This is a genomic window from Streptomyces durhamensis (assembly GCF_000725475.1).
GTDB classification, from domain to species: Bacteria; Actinomycetota; Actinomycetes; order Streptomycetales; family Streptomycetaceae; genus Streptomyces; species Streptomyces filipinensis.
The window spans coordinates 37845-55324 of the sequence record NZ_JNXR01000041.1 but is presented as its reverse complement, the minus strand read 5'-3'; the positions used below and the strand labels follow the sequence as shown (position 1 = coordinate 55324).

Here is a 17480-nt window from a genome sequence, read left to right as displayed (position 1 = left end):
CAAGGCCAGAGCCTGAGCCGTCGACCGGCGACGCACCCACTCCTCAAGCACAGTCCGCTGGGCATCCGTCACCGACAACGGCGGGATCTTCGGTCCACGACGGTTCACACCAAACCAACGACGAACCTCTGACTCAGGTTACTAGGTTCTGTCTGACAAATGATCAAGGCCGGGTTCGCCTTTATGAATCGGGAAGCGGGCCCGGCAGAACTCTGCCGTGCCGCCTGACGCGGGGTGCGCGCCGAGGCCCGGCCGTCGTTCGGCTGACCGCCACCGCGGCGGCTCTAAACGATCGCCGAGATATGCCCAAAACGTGACTTTCTGGAGTTTGGGCCGGTCGGATAGCAATAGTGCGGCGCCTGGCACGACCCGCCGACGGTCGGCGGCGATCCCCAGTGTGCCGAGGAAGGAACGTCTCGTGATCCGCACCCGTTTCGCCGTCACACTGGCCTCCATGGCCGTCACCGCCCTGGCCGTCACCGCGAGTCCCGCATCCGCGGCCCCCGGTGACACGGTCAACATGTGCGCCAGCGCCCTCACCCCGGACGGATGGGTCGACGTCCAGTGGTGGAACAGCGCCGGATGCGGATCCGGCTTCACGCCCAACATGAAGCAGATCAAGGACCTGAGAGGCTATCCCGTGGGTACGCAGGTCAACGCCTGCGCGTCCACCTGGCCGCCGGCCGGCTGGACCATCACCAGCACCTACTACTCCAGCGGCTGTCGCTACTCCGCCGTCCCCAGCTTCAACCCCAACACCTGGACCCTGAAGCGCACTTCCTGACCTTACGCCGAAGCCAGAGTCGCAGCTGCAGCCGACCCTCCCGCGGGTCGGCTGCAGCTGCGCCGTTCCCGCCACGCCGACGCCCATGAGGCCCCCTGGCGCGCGCCCGGATCCCTCAGTCACTCCAGCACGATCATCGGCACTTCGAAGCCGGTGCTCGTGCTGCTGGAATGCCCATCGCCCGTTCGGCCACCGCAGCGCCCCGGACGTCGACCAGCGCGAAGCAGTCCGCGATGACCGCATCGGGCCTGCGGCGCGGCCGTCCGGCGCCAGCCCGGGGGGACGCGTACCGCCTCCAGGAGTGCGTCGAAGACGGTTAAATCGTTGAGGTTGCCCGGGGTGGCGACGACAGCCAGAGGCAGGCCCCGGCCGTCGCAGGCGAGATGGACCTTGGTGGTGAGCCCACCGCGGGACCAGCCGAGCGCCTGACCAGCCTGCGTGCGTGCCGGATCTTCCAGTTCGTCCCCCGCCGGCGCCCCCTTGTGCGAGCACCGGCAGCGTGCTGATGGACCCGGTTGGCGGTCGAGTCGACCGAGACCGCCGGGCCGGCCGTAACACGCCGTGTGTACGCGCCGAGTTCGACGAGGCATGGTGGTGACGGTTGGCGTCCGGTCCGCCCGGAGTCGCTGGCGCGCGATCAGGGGCGCCCACCTCGTCGCTCTGGTCCGTGCCGGGGCCCGCTTCGACAACGGCGTTCTGGCCGAGCGGCGGGTGGACGCTGCTGTCTGATCAGATGTGACGCAATCCCTTCAGACCGTGATCGAGAGTTTGCCCTGCACGCCGCCCGCGGCCAGCACCTCGTGTGCCTCGGACAACTTCTCCAGCGGGAACACCTGCTGCAGGTGCACTCGAAGGCTCCCTGTCTCGACCAGCTCGGTCAGTGCGTCCAGGCCGGCCGGGTCCGGTTCCACGCCGACCGCCGCGAAGCGCACGCCCAAGCGCTCCGCCAGCTTGGGGCCAGCTGCACCGCGATGTGCCCGAGCCCGCCGCCCGCGCCGTGGATCAGCACTCGTTGCCCCGGCCGCAGCTGAGCGATCTCCACCAGTGCGTGCCAGGCGGTCAGCCCGACCAGCGGCAGTGCCGCGGCCTCCTCGTGGCTGATGCCGGCGGGCTTGCGCGCCAACTGCCGTGCGGGGGCGACCAGGTACTCGGCGTTGGCCCCGGCCGCGGCCGGGAAGTACGGCATCCCGTAGACCTCGTCGCCGACCTTGAACCGGTGCACCCCCGGATCGACCTGCTCCACCACCCCGGAGACGTCCCAGCCCAGGACGAAAGGCGGCTCGCCCAGCAACGGGAAGGCGCCGGAGCGGACGAACAGTTCCACGGGGTTGACGCTGGTCGCCCTGACGCGGACCAGCACCTGAGTAGGTCCGGGTACCGGCTCGGGCGCGTCATCGACGAGCTCCAGCACCTCGGGGCCGCCGAAGGATTTCTGGGTGATCGCACGCATCGTCATGCACTCCTGTTCGGAAGGTTGCTTGGGATGTCCCTATCCTCGGCGGGCCAGTACCCGTTGAACAGAAGGCACTTGAAAGGTATATAGGTACCTCATGGGTACTACCGACAACCTGCGTTTTCATGGCGGCGCGGATGCCTATCTGGCCGCCTGCCCCTCCCGTCAGATCCTGGACGTGCTCGCCAACAAGTGGACCATGCTGGTCATGGGGGCACTGTCCGACGGCCCGATACGCTTTGGGGAGCTGCGGCGCCGCCTCGACGGCATCACGCAGAAGATGCTCACCCAGACCCTGCGTACCCTGGAACGGGACGGGCTCGTCGCCCGCACGGTCTACCCGACCATTCCGCCAAGGGTCGAATACGCGGCCACCGAACTGGGCGAGAGTGTCACCGCGCTGATGCACGCGATCCGCGCCTGGTCCGAGGACAACATCAACGCCGTCTTGGACGCCCGCGACGTCTACGACGCACGGGCCGCCCAGGAGGTACAGCCAGTCACGGCCTGATCGCCTCCGGCTCGGCAGCCCTGGTCGCCCTCGGATTGGTCATCCAGGGCCAGCCCGGTTCGTTCGCCCTGCGCCACCATGATCCGCAGTTCGTGACGATGACTCCCGTGGCAGCGTCGGCCGGGTCCGCGTCGGGTGGAGGTGCCGCGCCAGGCTGCCACCCGGGCGCCGGCTCCTGGTCGGCCGCCAGAGTCTCCGTCGCTGTGCGGGATGCGGTCAGGGCCTGGTCGGCGCTGCACCGGTCCCCGGCTGCCGCTTGTCCGAGGGCTTCGACGCTCAACAGCCATGCGTCGGCGACGGCCGGGCGCTTCTCGCTGAGCACCCGGCGGCCGCGGCGGGCGAGGTTCAGTGCTTCCGCGTCAGCGGCTGTGCGTGGCGTCAGCGTGCGAACTTTTCGACGGCCTCCGGGGTGACGGGGGTGAAGAAATTGACAAGGTTGCCGTCGGGGTCGCGGAACAGCAGCGACCGGTTACCCCAGGGCATCGTGGTCGGCTCGTTGACGAAGTCCGTCACGAAGCCGGTCAGGTTCTCGTGAACGCGGTCCACGTCGTCGACGAGGAACTCGGTGATCACGCTGTGGTTGTCCGCCGGGCGGGCAGAGCCCGGGGCGAACAGCGGGACGGTACGGGTGCTGGCAATCGCGAGGGTGGCGCCCGCGGTCCTGAGTTCGGCGAAGTCCTCGGTGGCCCTTATCGCCTGCATCCCTGTGGCTCGCTCGTAGAACTCGACGAGGCGTGCGACGTCGCTGGTGATGATGCGGATCGAGACGAAATCCATGGGAATCTCCTTGGCTGTGCTGGAGGCGTACACGTCGCAGGCTAGGAGAAATAGTGGACAGAATCGGTCCTGTATTCGCGTTAGGCTGCCAACATGCCACGACCCACCGGGCGCGTGCTGACACTCCTGGAGCTGCTGCAGTCGGGCGGCACCCGGACTGTGGCCGAGCTCGCCGACCGTCTCGGCGTCGAAGGGCGCACCGTGCGGCGGTATGTGGACCAGCTGATCGACCTCGACGTGCCGGTGGAGTCGGTGCGCGGCCGCTATGGCGGGTACCGGCTGGCTCCCGGGTACCGTTTGCCACCGCTCATGCTCAGCGACGACGAGGCGCTGGCCGTGCTGCTCGGGCTGGTCGCCGGCCGACGGGCAGGGCTGACGACGACGGAGCGCACGGCGAACGAGACGGCCTCAGCGAAGATCCGGCGGGTGCTGCCCAAGCACATCGCCCGTCGGCTCGACACACTCCTGGAGGCTCTCTCCTTCACGGATCGGCCTGGCGAGTTGGACCACCCGGACGCTGGTGTCCTGCTCACGATCGCCGATGCGGTGCGCCACCGCCGGCCGGTCTCGATCCGCTACACCGACCGTGACGGACGGCGCAGCGAACGCACGCTGCACGCGTACGGGATCGTCGCCCATGCGGGCCGGTGGTACGTCACGGGCAAGGACGCCCAGGTCGGCGAGGATCGAACCTTCCGGCTCGATCGCATCGCAGACGCGCGGACCCTGCCCGGCTCATTCGAAGCGTCAGGGGGTCCCGGTCCGGCGGAGCGCGTGTTGTCAGGGTTCGCCAGCAGCGGGCCCTGACCTGGCTCGCGCACACCCTCGACCTGGGCTTCGGAGCGCTTCTCGCCGACGACATGGGCCTGGGCAAGACGCTGACGACCATCGCCTTGCACCTCCACCGCGCCGAAACGGCCGGCGAAACCGCCGGCCCGACCCTCGTGGTTTGCCCGGCCTCCCTCATCACGAACTGGCAGCGCGAGATCGCCCGCTTCGCCCCGGACACCCCCGTCCTCCGGTACCACGGCACCGGCCGCACCCTCGACACCGATGCGCTCGACCACACCACGGTCGTCATCACCACCTACGGCACCCTGCGCCGCGACCCCGCCCTCACCGCCACCCAGTGGGGCCTGGTCGTGGCCGACGAGGCCCAGCACATCAAGAACCCGGCCTCCGCCACAGCCAAGGCACTACGCGACGTCCCCGCCCGGTCCCGGCTCGCGGTCACCGGCACCCCCGTCGAGAACAACCTGACCGAGCTGTGGGCCATCCTCGACTGGACCAACCCCGGCATATTCGGCACCCGTTCCGCCTTCCGCGCCCGCTACGGCGCCGTCGAGAAAGACCCCAACGCGCCCGCCGCCGCAGGGCTTGCCCGGCTTGTCGCCCCGTTCATGCTGCGCCGACGAAAGACTGACCCCGGCATCGCCCCCGAGCTGCCCGGCAAGGTCCACCACCACCGCATCGTCGCGCTCACCGACGAGCAGACCGGCCTGTACGAAGCGATCGTCCGCGACACCATGGACAAGATCACCACCAGCAGCGGGATCGAACGCCGCGGCCTGGTCCTGAAGTTGCTCCAGGCCCTGCGCCAGATCAACAACACCCCCACCCTCTACCTGAAGGAGCCCCTGGACGACGCCGAGCCGGACGGCCTCGCCCGTCGATCGGGCAAGCTCGCAGCCCTGGACGAGCTCACGTCGACCCTCGCCGACCGGGGCGAAGCCGCGCTCGTCTTCACCGGCTACGTCCAGATGGGCCGCATCCTCGAGCACCACCTGCGCGTCCGCGGCCGCTCCGTCCGCTTCCTCCACGGCGGCACCCCGCCGGCCCGCCGCCAGGAGCTCGTCGACGCCTTCCAGCACGACCCCGACCCAGCCCCGGTGTTCATCCTGTCCGTCAAGGCGGCCGGCACCGGACTGACCCTCACCCGGGCCGAGCACGTCATCCACTACGACCGGCCCTGGAACCCCGCCGTCGAGGATCAGGCCACCTACCGCGCCCACCGCATCGGACAGCACCGCACCGTCCAGGTCCACCACCTGATCACCGAGGGCACCGTTGAGGACCACATCAACGACCTCCTCGCCCGCAAACGGGCCCTGACCGACTCCGTCCTCGCCTCCGGCGAAGGCGCCCTCACCGAACTCGACAACACCGAGCTCACCGCCCTCGTCATCCTTCGCAAGTCAGCGTGTTGAAGCTGCATCTGAGCTGGGGCCCAAACGTGAAGTTCTTTGCTTCCGTCCTCGGGCCGGGGCTGTAAGACCGCCATCGCGACCGGCACAGATCACGATTCGGGCTGCGTGGGCGAGAGGGATTGGTGCGGGACGACGGTGGGCAGTGGGTCGGTACGCACCCCCCGCAACAGCAGGGGTGCAGGGAGGGAACGGTATGAGCAGCGAGGACGGCACGAGTGGTGAGTGGCTGGACCTGGCGGATGCGATCACGCTATTGCGCGATCAGATCGCCGAGGCCCAGCGGCGGATCGCCGACCCCGTGGGTGGGGGTGACAAGGGCGTGCAGTTCACGATGGGGGAGATCACCCTCGACATGGGCCTGGAGCTTACCGGTACCAAGGGCGTCAACGGCGGCCTGAAGTGGAGCGTGATCAGCCTCGGAGGGAAGAAGGAGAGCGGCACCAAGGCCACCCACACCGTGCACGTGAAACTGACCCCGCATCGGACCGGCGGCGGCGACGTCAACGTGCGCAGGGTTTCGCCGCGATCGGCTGATCAGTAGGTCGGGTGACCGGGGATCGAGGGGGGAGCCTTCATGAAGTTCGACCGCCGGGTACAGATCCGGTTGCTCCTCAAAGGCGGCGGGGAGGGGTCCGGGACGGGGTATCTTGTCGCACCGAGGCTGGTGCTGACCGCCGACCACGTTCTGGACGATTTGGACCGAGACGCCGGTCCGTACGCGGTGACTGTGTGCCAGCCCGACAGTGACGAGCAAAAGTACCCAGCGACGGTGGTCTGGCAACGGCAGGACGAGACCGCGGATGCCGCGCTGGTCGAGATCGCCGCCGACTGCGGATGGCCGGTGCCCGAGTCCCTGTCCGACCTGACCGCCAGGCCTCCGCAGCGCTACGGTCACCTGATCGGCACCCGCCCACACCGGATCTCCCTGACCGGTTTCCCCGCCATGCAGCAGGACCGTGAATGGGGTGACCTGGACGAGCACCTGCCCGGCAAGATCACTCCCGGCACCGGTTCGCTGGCCGGCCGCTACGAGATCACTAGCAAGCAGGCCATCCCACCGAATCCTCCGGACAACGACGGCACACGCTGGTCCGGCATCTCCGGCGCAGCCGTCCTGGCGGACGACAAGTACAGTGGCGACCTGCTGTGCGGGATCATCCGCCGCGACCGCAGGGCCGATGGCGGCACTCGCCTGACCGCTACCCCCGTCAGTCACCTCCTCGCCGATGAGGACGACCAGCCCTCCGAGTTCCGCCAGCTCGTCCTGCGGCACACTGGGTGGGATCCGGTCCTCGAACCCATCGAACCCGCCCCCCTCCTCAAACCCGCTGCGGTCGACCGCAACCTCGGCTCGCCCGCCGCCTTGCTGCGCGCCGACACTGCGGCCGTCGCCTTTCATGGACGCGACCGGGAACTCGCCGACCTGCGCGCCTGGTGCACCGAGGGCCCCGCGAAGATTGCGATCCGCGTGATCACGGGCCCCGGCGGCCAGGGCAAAACCCGCCTCGCCCGCCACCTCACCGACGCCCTCCGCAAGGAAGGCTGGGTCACCGGCCACCTGCGTGCCGACCTCACCGACCGCCCCAACCAGTACGCCCCGGTGCCCGACCTGACCGCCCTGAACACCGCGCTGCCCCTCCTCCTGGTTGTCGACTATGCCGAGACCCGCCCCTACCTGCTGCGCGCCCTGGCCACCCAGTTGTTCGACTCCCCTTACCGTGTTCGCCTGCTGCTGCTCGCGCGCTCCGACGGGGAGTGGCGCACTGACGCTCTCAGCGCAACCGCCCCGGTGCGCGACCTTCTGGCCACGGCCCCCCTCGTCCCGCTCGGTCCTCTCCAACCGGCTGAGCAACCTCCCCAGGTGCGGCACGAAGCCTTCCGTGATGCCGCCCGCGATCTCGCCCTACTGCTGCCTGGGGCATCCAGCGTGCCCGGACACGACTGGACCGCATTGGCCCGTACCATCAGCCCGGCCGACGACCTGGCCCACTCGCGCTACGGCAACGCCCTCACCCTGCAGATGACCGCCCTGGTCGCTCTCCTCCAGCACGGCCCGCGCCCCGTGGCCGCTGGCACCGGCGAACCGGCCGAGAAGACCCTGCTGCGGCATGAGGAACGCTTCTGGAAGGACAGCGCCGACGCCGACGCCTTCGAACTCGGCCTGGATATGCCTGCGCTGAGGGCCGCGGTCGCGGTGGCGGCTCTGTGCGGCGCCGACAGCACCGGAAGCGCCGCGCAGGTTCTGGCCACCCTTCCCGTCGTCCCCGCACACAAGATCGCGCGTACCGCTGCCTGGCTTGCCCAGCTCTACCCCGCCGACCACGACCGCTACTGGGGTTCGCTCCAGCCCGATCGCCTTGCCGAGCACCACGCCAGCAGTGTTCTTTTGCGGGGAGACCTCGCACTGCCCGCGCTCCTCGGCGCAGCCGATTCGGAGCAGCAGGCCCAGACCGTTACCGTTCTGGCCCGCGCCGCCATCGCCTATCACAGCGCCGATCGCACGACCGACAGCCGCGGCGTACTCCGCGCCCTCAACAACGCCTTGGACACCGTCCCCCTCACCCGAAAGGCACTGCGGTCCACAGTCTCGGCGCTCCCCTTCCCGGCTTCCGCCGTCATCGACCTGGCTCTGAGCATGGCCAACACCCTTGTCCAAGTCGACAGGCATGCGGCGACCGAGGACCCTGCAGGCTACGAACTCGAACTTGCCGGGTCACTGTCTTCTCAGGCCTCCTGGATGTCAGCGGCGAATCGGCCTGGTGAGGCCATCGCCGCTCTGGAGGAGTCGGTGGAGATCCTGCGTCGACAGGCGGCTGCCAATCCTGTCTACGAAGCACACCTCGCTTCGTCTCTGGGCGCCTTGAGTGTCTGGCTGTCGAATGTAGGTCGGGACGATGAAGCGTGGGCTGCCACTGAGGAAGCAGCGGAAAACTGGCGTCGACGGACGGCTGCCAACCCCGGGTTCGAGTACGCCCTTGCAGTCTCACTGTTCGGGTTGGGTCTCTTCCTGTCGAAGGCGGGTCGGTACCGGGCTGCCGTGGACGTGGCTGAGGAGGCAGTGAAGATCCGGCGCAGGCTCGCGGCAGACGACCCAGCCGCCCACGAACCCGACCTCGCGAACTCACTGTCCATGCTTGGCGACGCGCTGCACATGATGGGTCGGTACCGGGATGCCGTGGACATGGCTGAGGAGGCAGTGAAGATCCGGCGCAGGCTCGCGGCAGACGACCCAGCCGCCCACGAACCCGGCCTCGCACTTTCACTGTCCATGCTCTTCCGAGCCCTCTGGAAGATGGGTCGGGGCAGGCAGGCCATAATCGTGGCTGAGGAGGCAGTGAAGATCCGGCGCAAGCTGGCGGCAGACGACCCAGCCGCCCACGAACTTGACCTCGCAAACTCATTGTCCACGCTTGGCAACGCGCTGCGACAGGTCATTCGGTACAGCGAGGCCCTGGCTGCTGAGCAGGAGGCGGAAGAGATCCGGCGCCGGTTGGACAACGAGCGCGCCGCCATCTTCGAACCTCTCGTCGGCGCGCAACTGGCAATGCAAGCACGTGCTCTGACGAACGCGGGGCATCTGTGGGAGGCGCTGCAAGCAGCGATTGGCGCGGCGAACCACCTTCGGCCTCACCTCGCAGCGGGTAGCCACCTGCTTCCGCTGTTCCACGAGGCGCTGAGCATCCAGGCAAAAACTCTGGATGCTCTCGGACGTCCAGGGGAGGCAGAGGCGGTCCGGCGCTGGCTGGCTGAGAATCCGCTGCCGCCCGGTTTTCCACCATTGGCCAGCTGAGAGAGATCGCAGGAGCCGTCCTCGGCTGCCGTGTCGCCCCCGGTTGCTGGTTACAGAGTTACTCAAGGCCAACCAGGCTATGCGGGGGTAACGCGAACCCGGGCCGGGCTTCAGGACCATCACGTGGCTCTTTTGTGCTCGCCAGCAGATCTCTTACCTGTGTGTAGGGCCGGGGGCAGTGGGGTGCGGGCGCAGGGGGATGACGTCGGCGCTCGGGAGGTGATGGGCTCGGCGGAGGCGTTCGTTCTCTTCGGTGAGCTGGCTGAGGGAGCGGATCAGGCCCGTCGTGTCGGTGCGGAGTTGGGCGATCTCGCGGTTCTTGTTCGCCAGGGTCTGCTTGAGCTGGGCGACTTGGGCGCGCAGCCGGAGTTCGACGTCGGGCGTTGCCGCTCGGTCGCGGACGCGGGAGTAGAACTCGTTGCGCAGGTCGGGGTGGCGTTGGCTGAGGGCGTTGCGGGGGACTTGGGCTTCGGCGGCGAGGGCGACGACGGTCGGGGCGCCGTTGGTGCGTTGGTGTCATCACCGTGGACGGCGGGATGCACTGCGGGCGCCTCACCGACGTTCCGGTCAACGCCGGCCCAACCGAGGCACGGGCCGCCGCGGCGGCCATGGTGGTGGGACTCGCACGCGACTTCCACGAAGTACGCGTCGACGTGACCTGGGATCCGCCCCGGGAACCCGGTTCCTGGACCGCCCAGGTGACCGCTGCCGCGTCCCCGCCGAACGCCGTTGGTTAAACGACAAGCTAAGACTCCGCGAGGCGAGGTGCCCACCACGAACTACGGCATCGTCGCCGACCACGCCCGTCGTGCATTGCCGCGCCTTCCAGCCGGATGCATCAGCGGCCTGAATACGGACGAGCCACCCTGGCCGGGCACCAAGGCCATCAGCCCCGTGCGCAGCAACCAGTCCCGGCCGGACAGGCTCTCGCCTGTGCGCCGCACAGGCACCACCCGCGTCCCGGGGAGGCGGGACGACATGGACCGGCACACCAGCGCCCGCCGGCACATCGGCCGGCACAAAGCCACCGCCCTCGCCGAGGAACTCGCCGTACTGCGCAAAGCCCGTACGGGATGCGGCCGGACGCGTTTGCGGGCCGGGGGAGGGGCAACGCGCAGTCCATGACTGAAGCGAAATCCGGAACGAACAGTAAGCAGGCCGCCTCTCGTGCGGCTGCCGGCAAGGCGCGGCGCGCTGCGGACAAGGCGACCGCGCCCGCCGCCGGGGCTGCGAAGGGCGCGGCGGACAAGGCGACTGACACCGCGTCGGCCGCGAAGTCGGCGGCCGCCTCCGGGGCCGAGCGCTCAGCCGAGACGGTTGGTTCGGCGGCGCAGGGCATGGCCCGCGCGGCCGAGGCGGGTCGTCAGACGCTGGTGGCGGCGACCGGGCGGGTCGCGGCGACGGCCAAGGCGGCCACTGGGCAGGTGGCCGCCACGGCGAAGACGGCTCTTGCGGTGGTCGCCCACCGCAAGCTGATCGCCGCCGGTATCAGTGCGGGTGTGACCGCGTTGACGGCCGCTTCCTATGCGGCGGGCCGCCGTTCGGGCCGTCACAGCCTCGGTCCGATCACGCGGCTGACCGGCGGCCGTATCTGACGCCGCGTACGGGCGGTGGGCCGACGGGCCCACCGCACGGCGTCCGCCCCGCACGCGCGCCCGTACCACCGACTCTCGACACCCGTCACACCCCGCACCCCGCGCTACGCTCTCGCGTTCTTGAGCCCGCCTCCGCGACGTCCAGCGAGCACGTCACGCACCTCGCAACGATCCTGGCGCACACCGCCGAGCCCTGGGGCCGCCCGGGCCCAGGCCCTTCTCCCAGCGTTCTGAGCCGGATTCCTCGGCATCGCCTGGGGTGGTGACACGGTGAATCGTTCCTCCTGGGGCACTAGCCCAAGTGATCTTCATCGGAAGTCTGCTTGGGAGGAACGTCCATCATGACTGTGCCTACTCGCCCGTTGCGTCCCGTGCGCCGTCGTCGCTTTGATCTGCGTACGACGACTTGGTTCTTCGTTCTTCTCGCACTGCTGCTGAGTCTTGGCGGGCTGATCGCCCGCACCGCCGCGCAGGCTGCACAGCGGCGCCCTGTCTGGGCGGTGATCCTGCTGCTGTTGGCCTCGGCCGCTGTCATCGCCGGTCACCGGGGTCGGCGCCGATGGTCGGCCTGCAGAGCTCTGCGGCGTGCGACCGAAGCACTTGAGGCGGCGGCGGAGACGGCGGCCGACGCGCTGCAGGAACCGGCTGTGGCCGCCGCCCCCGTGGAGGTGGCCGAGCCGCCGGTGGCAACGCCAACAGCAACAGCAACAGCAACGGCACCTGCACCGGGCGCCACGTATGCGGAGGAGACTCTGTTGCTGGATGCCGCTGTCGTTCCGCAGGTGATGGACTATGCGGTGCTGGATCCCGAGGAGTTCGAGCGGACGATAGCCGAGCTGTGTGTCCGGGATGGGTGCACGGACGTCGAAGTGGTCGGTGGCGCGGGTGACTTGGGAGCCGACGTGCTCGCGGTGGCCCCGGGCGGGCACCGTCTGGTGGTGCAGTGCAAACGGTACGGCGAGGGCAACAGGGTCGGTTCGCAGGACCTCCAGCGTTTCGGCGGTACCTGCTTCACCGTCCATGAAGCCGACATAGCCGTCGTCGTCACCACCGCCGACTTCACGGCACCGGCCCTGGAGTACGCCGAGCAGTGCGGGATCGTGTGCATGGATGCCGAGGCGCTCACGGCGTGGCACCTGGGCACAGGTCCTTGCCCCTGGGATACGCCCTACGAAGGGTGAGCCCCCGCATACCCGTCGACCCCGTTCATCCTTGAAGACGGACCCTGGTTCCGCGACGGGCCGAACCACTGGGCGGTCGCCTGCTCGCCGGTCCAGTGCGTTGCATCGTGCCGAAGCCCGCTCCCTCACCCTCCCCGCGCCTTCGAGGCCCCCGATCTCCGCCCTCACAAGAGTCCGAAGCTGCCCCGCACCCGGCCTGGTGTAGGCGGTGCGGGGTTGCGCCGCTTGCCAGTCACCGCGCCAGTGTCCGCGACGACCCGGGCTGAGCGGTGACCCCCCCATGTTCTCGGGCCGCCCGCCGCACAGGCCCGGCTGGCGGTGTGGAGTGGGACTGGCGCGAGCGGCAGGAAGCCGAGAGGTACCGCCTCAGGCCCTCGCGACGCCGAACACCCTGACGCGGTTACACGACGGGGCAGGCTCAGCCGAGCGAGAAGTCGGCGAACTCATCGCACCGGCACGCCGAGGAGGGTGTCACCGAAGGGCGCGAGGACTCGCTCAGCGCTCGAAGACCGCCGTCGCCACGGGCGCCGCCAGCAGCAGACTGAGCCCGACCAGCGGGAGCCGGTCCAGCCACAGGACGGCGCCGAACTCGCGCAGGGTCGCGGAGAGCCAGTACGCGGGGGAGGTCGGCGCGCCGATGACGTCGACGGGGACGCCGACGCGGCGGGCCAGCAGGGTGGTGCGGTAGACGTGGAAGCCGCTGGTGACCACCGTGGCCCGGTGGCCGGGACCGACGCGTTCTATGAGGGCCTCGCTGAAGCGGAGGTTCTGCCTGGTGTTGACGGAGCGGTCCTCCCGCACGATCCGGTCGGAGGACACTCCGCGGGCGCGCAGGTAGTCGGCCATGGCGTCCGCCTCGGAGACGACCTCGTCGTCGCCCTGCCCGCCCGAGACGACGAACGTCACAGGATCCGTGTCTGGCACGTCGGGCGCGTCCACCGCGAGGGCGCGCTCCAGCCTGCGCCGCAGCAACGGGCCGGGCCGGTCGCCGTCGAGCCCGGCGCCCAGGACGACGACATGGGTGGTCCCCGGAGGCGGGGTGCTGCGCCCCCGGACGATCACGTACCCGGTGAAGACGAGGAAGAGCAGCGAGAGGTACCCCGCGGCCGCGTTCACCGCGACCATGAGCCCACCCGCCACCTCGCCGCCGACCGCGTACAGGACGGCGTCGAGGCCGAGCACCGCCAGCACCGCGCAGCCGGCGGCGCCGGTGGCGAGCAACGGCGGCTGCGGTCCGTAGCGCCGGACCAGGAGGACGGCGTCGACCAGCAGGAGCAGGCCCAGCGCGAGCGCCCCGAGCAGGGCGAGGACGGCGAGCACGGTGGCGACGGTGTGGTGGGTCTGCGCGCTGCGGGCGGACACACCGAGTCCGGCAGACGTCACCGCGAGGCAGAACAGGACCGCGGTGGAGAACCGGTGCGGCGCCAGCACGGCATGCACGACGCCGCCCGCGGCGAACACCGCCGCGGCAAGGTACTCCGGGTACTCCGGCACGTCCCGCACCACTCCGCTCTCCCACCCGCAGGGCCCCGGGGCCCGTCCCCGCCCGCCTGTCGCCGCCTGCGCGTTCCCGGGCTCGCGCAGCGCGGCGGACCTGGTGCGGACGGCCGCCCGACATCCTCGCAGACCGGCTGCGACGCGCCGCAGGCGGGCGTACGTTGCCCCGGGCGGCTCGGCCCGCATGCACTAGCGTGAACGCCATGGACGCAATATGTACGCCCTGTGTACGCTCCTAGGACCTGTCTGACAAATGATCTTGTTGGGGTTCGCGGAGCCAGAGGATGAGTGCCGCGAGGTGGAGTCCGGTCCGGTAGCGGGCGGCGAGTTTGTCGAAGCGGGTCGCGATGGCGCGGAACTGCTTGAGCCGGTTGAAGCAGCGTTCGACGACGTTGCGGGCCTTGTAGAGATCGCGGTTGAAGGCCGGTGGTCTGCCGCCGGCCCGGCCGCGCCGTATCCGGTTGGCCTTCTGGTCCGCTCTCTCCGGGATCACCGCCCGGATGCCGCGGCGCCGCAGCGTCTGGCGGATCGCCCGTGACGAATACGCTTTGTCGGCGATGACCGCGTCGGGCCTGCGGCGCGGCCGACCGACGCCGGTCCGGGGCACTCTCACCGCGTCCAGGACCGCGTCGAAGGCGGTGGAGTCGTTGACGTTGCCCGGCGTGACGACAACGGCCAGGGGCAGGCCCCGACCGTCACAGGCGAGGTGCACCTTCGTGGTCAGCCCGCCGCGGGACCGGCCGAGCGCCTGACGATCCGCCGCGCGTTCCGGATCTTCCAGTTCGTCCCCCGACGCCTCCCCTTTTTACGGGCGCCAGCGGCGTGCTGGTGGGCACGGTTGATCGTGGAGTCGACCGACACGGTCCACTCCACCGCCCCGACCGAGTCGTCGCGGACCTGGACCTCCTCGAGCAGGCGGGCCCAGGTCCCGTCCGCCTCCCACCGGGCGAACCGCTCATAGACCGTCTGCCACGGCCCGAAGCGTTCCGGCAGGTCACGCCACGGAGCACCCGTCCGTAACCGCCACAACACCCCGTTGATCACCTGCCGGTGATCCCGCCACGCACGACCCCGCCCGTCAACACCCGGCAACAGCGGCGCTATCCGCTCCCACGCCGCATCCGTCAGCTCACCACGACCCACCACAAGATCAATTATCAAACAGGGCCTAGTGGCAGCCACAGGTGATGAGGAGGCCGGCGTCAAGCGCTTGCTCGACCGGACCCTGGAGGTCACCGGACTCCACGACCAGTCCGGCGAGCCGCTGCTCTGCACGCCGCATGACTGCCGGAGGATGTTCGCGACCGAGGCCGTCACCGGCGGTCTGCCCGGTCACATCGCGGCCCGGATTGTCGGCCACAAGACATTGACCACGACTCAGGCGTACCTCGCTGTTTTCCAGGACGACCTGGTTCGGACCTATCGAAGTTTCCTCGACCGGCGCAGGGCCGAGCGTCCGCAGGAGGAATGCAGCGAGCCTACTTCCGCGGAATGACACGACTTCCAGAAGCACTTCGAGCTCCGCAAGGATTCCCTCGGCACTTGCGGGCGGTCTTACGGCACCCCGTGCAAGCACGAGCATGCCCCGTTGACTGAACGAGGCCTGGAGATTGCCCAGTTCAGTGGGCAGATGAAGTCACCGGGCACTACGGTCACCGGTCGTGATGAACGATGCTCCCCGACGAGATTTGGCGGCCCTGGTGGTTCCCCGGTGGGGTCGGCTGCTGGAGACCGGCGACCGGTACGAGCCCTACCGGCTGATCGATCCCGACGGAGCGGCTGTCGAGGCGGTCGCCGTCTACTTCCAGGAGTTGCTGGCGGCAGGGAAAGCGCCGTCAACGGTTCGCTCCTACGGGCTGGATCTGTTGCGGTGGTGGCGGTTCCTTCTCTGCACCAGTCAAGTTGGCGCCTCGAAGACCGCTGCAGCGAGGGTGACTGCTGCGCCCACCGATGCCGGCGTGGCCGAGAGCGACGCTGGCCGACAGCCTCGCACCCCTGGGGGAGCAGGAAGGTAAGGGTGGGCTCGATGCCACCCCGCGCTCAGGTCAGACCGCCAAGCACGCCCTGCAGGTCAACGCCTCAAGCTTAGTCGCGTGCCGATGTGACGTTCGGTTGGGCGTCACGGTGACGCCCAACCGAACGGCGCTGTGAGGACCGTTTTGCCGGAGGATGCTTGGCGCGTTGCGTTGTCCGTGACCGTGCCGAGGACACGGCATCGGGCCAGGGACCAGCCCGACAAAGCCACCAACGCGCTGACCCTGATCACCGCACACGCGCACGCGGTCCGCCCACTCGACCAGCTTCACCCACCAGCAGCACGACCAGTTCATCGCCGCTCCAAGACTGGGACCGATCGGTCGCCCGCCAAGCCGGCCCGGCGCCACGAGCCGCTGAGCCCGCAAGAGGCCACCGCCCTGTTGGCGATCTTCTAGGGCGGCATCGCCGATCCCGAGCCTGTCGACGCCGTCCACGAAGGCGGACTCGTTCACCACGACGGAGTCGGCGGCTACTGGTTGCCTCCGGTACTCGCCCTACTCGACCGGCCGTTCGTCATCGAGCGCCCCGATGAACTCCGCGACCTCGTCATCGCGCTCGCTGATCGCCTCACGTCCTACGCCCGCCGAGCCTGACCGCGAGGAACCAATGTCATGAGAGGGCACAACCAGGGGGATCGATGCGCGGCGACCGTCACATCGACGTCGCCGGTATGACCGCAGGGCCGACGCCCGTTCCCGGGAACGGCGGCCGCGAACGGGATCAGAGGCTCAGAGCTTGGTGAAGCACATCGTGTGGCCCAGGCCCCGGCGGGTGACCTTGATGGCGTAGTCGTACTGGGATCCGCATTGCTGGCCCGCGACCACGAGGTCGCCCATCTTGTACTCGGCCTCGGGGGAGTCGCAGTCGACGACCGTCGGTACCGGACTGCCCTGGGGATCCTGGACCTTGACGCAGTCGCCGATGGTGGGATTGTGCGATGCCGCCTCGGCCTCCTTCTTGGCCTTGCCGCCGTTGGGGTCGGTGTTGTAGTCCCAGACCCAGTAGCCGAGGGCGCCGAACACGGCTATGACGATGACGGCGGACTTCAGCATCCGCCCCAGACCGCCCGGCTGCGGTCGCTGCGGCCCGCGGGGAGGCTGCGGGTGTCCATGGGGGGCCTGTGGCTGTTGCGGGTACCCGTAGGGCTGCTGCGGCTGGCTGTACGGCGGCTGATTCTGATACTGCGGCGGAGGCGTCGACATACCTGGGAATCCCCATGGTTGAGTGGTGATCAATGCGAGCGTGAGATTACCCTTCGGGATCGCACGGCCGCCAACCGCGGTCACGCGCCATACAGCCGGTCGCCGACGAAAAGACGCTGGTCATCAACCCCGGACTCAGCGACGGCTCCGTCTACTTCCCGGCTTCACACCAGGCCGCCCGCTGTACGTCTACGCAGTCGCGCAGATCTTCCGCATGATCGGCATCCGGCCCTTGACCGCCCGGTCGCGCGCGCCTGGCTTGCAGCATCGGCATGCGGTGGCGCGTCGGGCCGCCCGTGCCTGCTCGCCCCCCCCGTGCCTGGCCGACGCCCGGTGCCCAGCCGCCCGCCCGGTGCCCAGCCGTACCTCCGGTGGCCGCCCGTGCGTCCGGTCGCAGTACCGTAAACTCCGTTACCCGGAGAGCAGTTGATCGACAGAATGGCTCC

The 17480-nt window shown here is 69.3% G+C and carries 12 protein-coding genes and 4 pseudogenes; 10 read left to right on the top strand and 6 right to left on the bottom strand.

All coding sequences use genetic code 11. The features are described 5' to 3' along the window. The first annotated feature begins 418 nt into the window (after window positions 1–418). On the top strand, window positions 419–784 hold the full coding sequence (locus IO33_RS0138620) for a hypothetical protein (RefSeq protein WP_245236007.1): 366 nt from the start codon (window positions 419–421) through the stop codon (window positions 782–784). Window positions 785–1010: 226 nt separating this feature from the next. Here IO33_RS0138620 and IO33_RS48390 read toward each other — a convergent pair. After that, window positions 1011–1322 (bottom strand): annotated as a pseudogene (locus IO33_RS48390) (transposase); the annotation flags it as partial. A gap of 211 nt (window positions 1323–1533) precedes the next feature. Further along, a pseudogene (locus IO33_RS44955) lies at window positions 1534–2234 on the bottom strand (NADP-dependent oxidoreductase). Window positions 2235–2334: 100 nt separating this feature from the next. On the opposite strand from IO33_RS44955, the gene IO33_RS0138605 reads away from it, so the two are divergent. Further along, window positions 2335–2748 (top strand): winged helix-turn-helix transcriptional regulator, encoded by a 414-nt coding sequence (locus tag IO33_RS0138605; RefSeq protein ID WP_031173773.1) that lies wholly within the window; start codon window positions 2335–2337, stop codon window positions 2746–2748. A gap of 378 nt (window positions 2749–3126) precedes the next feature. Here IO33_RS0138605 and IO33_RS0138600 read toward each other — a convergent pair whose 3' ends face one another. Next, window positions 3127–3525 (bottom strand): VOC family protein, encoded by a 399-nt coding sequence (locus tag IO33_RS0138600; RefSeq protein ID WP_031173771.1) that lies wholly within the window; start codon window positions 3523–3525, stop codon window positions 3127–3129. 93 nt (window positions 3526–3618) lie between these two features. On the opposite strand from IO33_RS0138600, the pseudogene IO33_RS0138595 reads away from it, so the two are divergent. The 6 genes and pseudogenes from IO33_RS0138595 to IO33_RS0138565 form a co-directional block, all read left to right on the top strand. Next, window positions 3619–4323, top strand: a pseudogene (locus tag IO33_RS0138595) (helix-turn-helix transcriptional regulator); the annotation flags it as partial. Next, the gene (locus IO33_RS0138590) at window positions 4263–5732 is read left to right on the top strand and encodes a DEAD/DEAH box helicase (RefSeq protein ID WP_425348000.1); all 1470 of its coding nucleotides are present in this window, start codon (window positions 4263–4265) and stop codon (window positions 5730–5732) included. The pseudogene IO33_RS0138595 and the gene IO33_RS0138590, both read left to right, overlap by 61 nt. A 193-nt stretch (window positions 5733–5925) precedes the next feature. Then, window positions 5926–6273, top strand: a complete 348-nt coding sequence (locus tag IO33_RS0138585) for a trypco2 family protein (protein WP_031173768.1) — start codon at window positions 5926–5928, stop codon at window positions 6271–6273. A 33-nt stretch (window positions 6274–6306) separates the two neighbouring features. Continuing rightward, window positions 6307–9522 (top strand): tetratricopeptide repeat protein, encoded by a 3216-nt coding sequence (locus tag IO33_RS0138580; protein WP_031173767.1) that lies wholly within the window; start codon window positions 6307–6309, stop codon window positions 9520–9522. 1121 nt (window positions 9523–10643) lie between these two features. Then, window positions 10644–11117, top strand: a complete 474-nt coding sequence (locus IO33_RS0138570) for a hypothetical protein (RefSeq protein ID WP_107069482.1) — start codon at window positions 10644–10646, stop codon at window positions 11115–11117. Between the two features lie 341 nt (window positions 11118–11458). Further along, window positions 11459–12298: a restriction endonuclease gene (locus IO33_RS0138565; protein ID WP_031173763.1), complete on the top strand. Its 840-nt coding sequence runs from the start codon at window positions 11459–11461 to the stop codon at window positions 12296–12298. A gap of 495 nt (window positions 12299–12793) precedes the next feature. Here the strand turns inward: IO33_RS0138565 and IO33_RS0138560 are convergent, their stop codons facing one another. Then, window positions 12794–13792: a YdcF family protein gene (locus tag IO33_RS0138560; RefSeq protein WP_167349505.1), complete on the bottom strand. Its 999-nt coding sequence runs from the start codon at window positions 13790–13792 to the stop codon at window positions 12794–12796. Window positions 13793–14030: 238 nt separating this feature from the next. Continuing rightward, window positions 14031–14938 (bottom strand): IS5 family transposase gene (locus IO33_RS48375; protein WP_425347999.1). Its coding sequence is split into 2 segments (ribosomal slippage): window positions 14031–14593 and window positions 14593–14938, totalling 909 coding nucleotides; the frame shifts between segments, so codons are not numbered across the junction. A 28-nt stretch (window positions 14939–14966) separates the two neighbouring features. Between IO33_RS48375 and IO33_RS53060 the strand changes: the two genes are divergently transcribed. Further along, window positions 14967–15290: a tyrosine-type recombinase/integrase gene (locus IO33_RS53060; protein WP_245236006.1), complete on the top strand. Its 324-nt coding sequence runs from the start codon at window positions 14967–14969 to the stop codon at window positions 15288–15290. 1015 nt (window positions 15291–16305) lie between these two features. Then, window positions 16306–16425: pseudogene (locus IO33_RS53055) on the top strand (transcriptional regulator); the annotation flags it as partial. Between the two features lie 135 nt (window positions 16426–16560). Here IO33_RS53055 and IO33_RS0138535 read toward each other — a convergent pair. Then, a complete protein-coding gene (locus IO33_RS0138535) occupies window positions 16561–16884 on the bottom strand; it encodes an LppU/SCO3897 family protein (protein WP_245236005.1) in 324 nt (107 codons plus the stop codon). Between the last annotated feature and the right edge of the window lie 596 nt (window positions 16885–17480).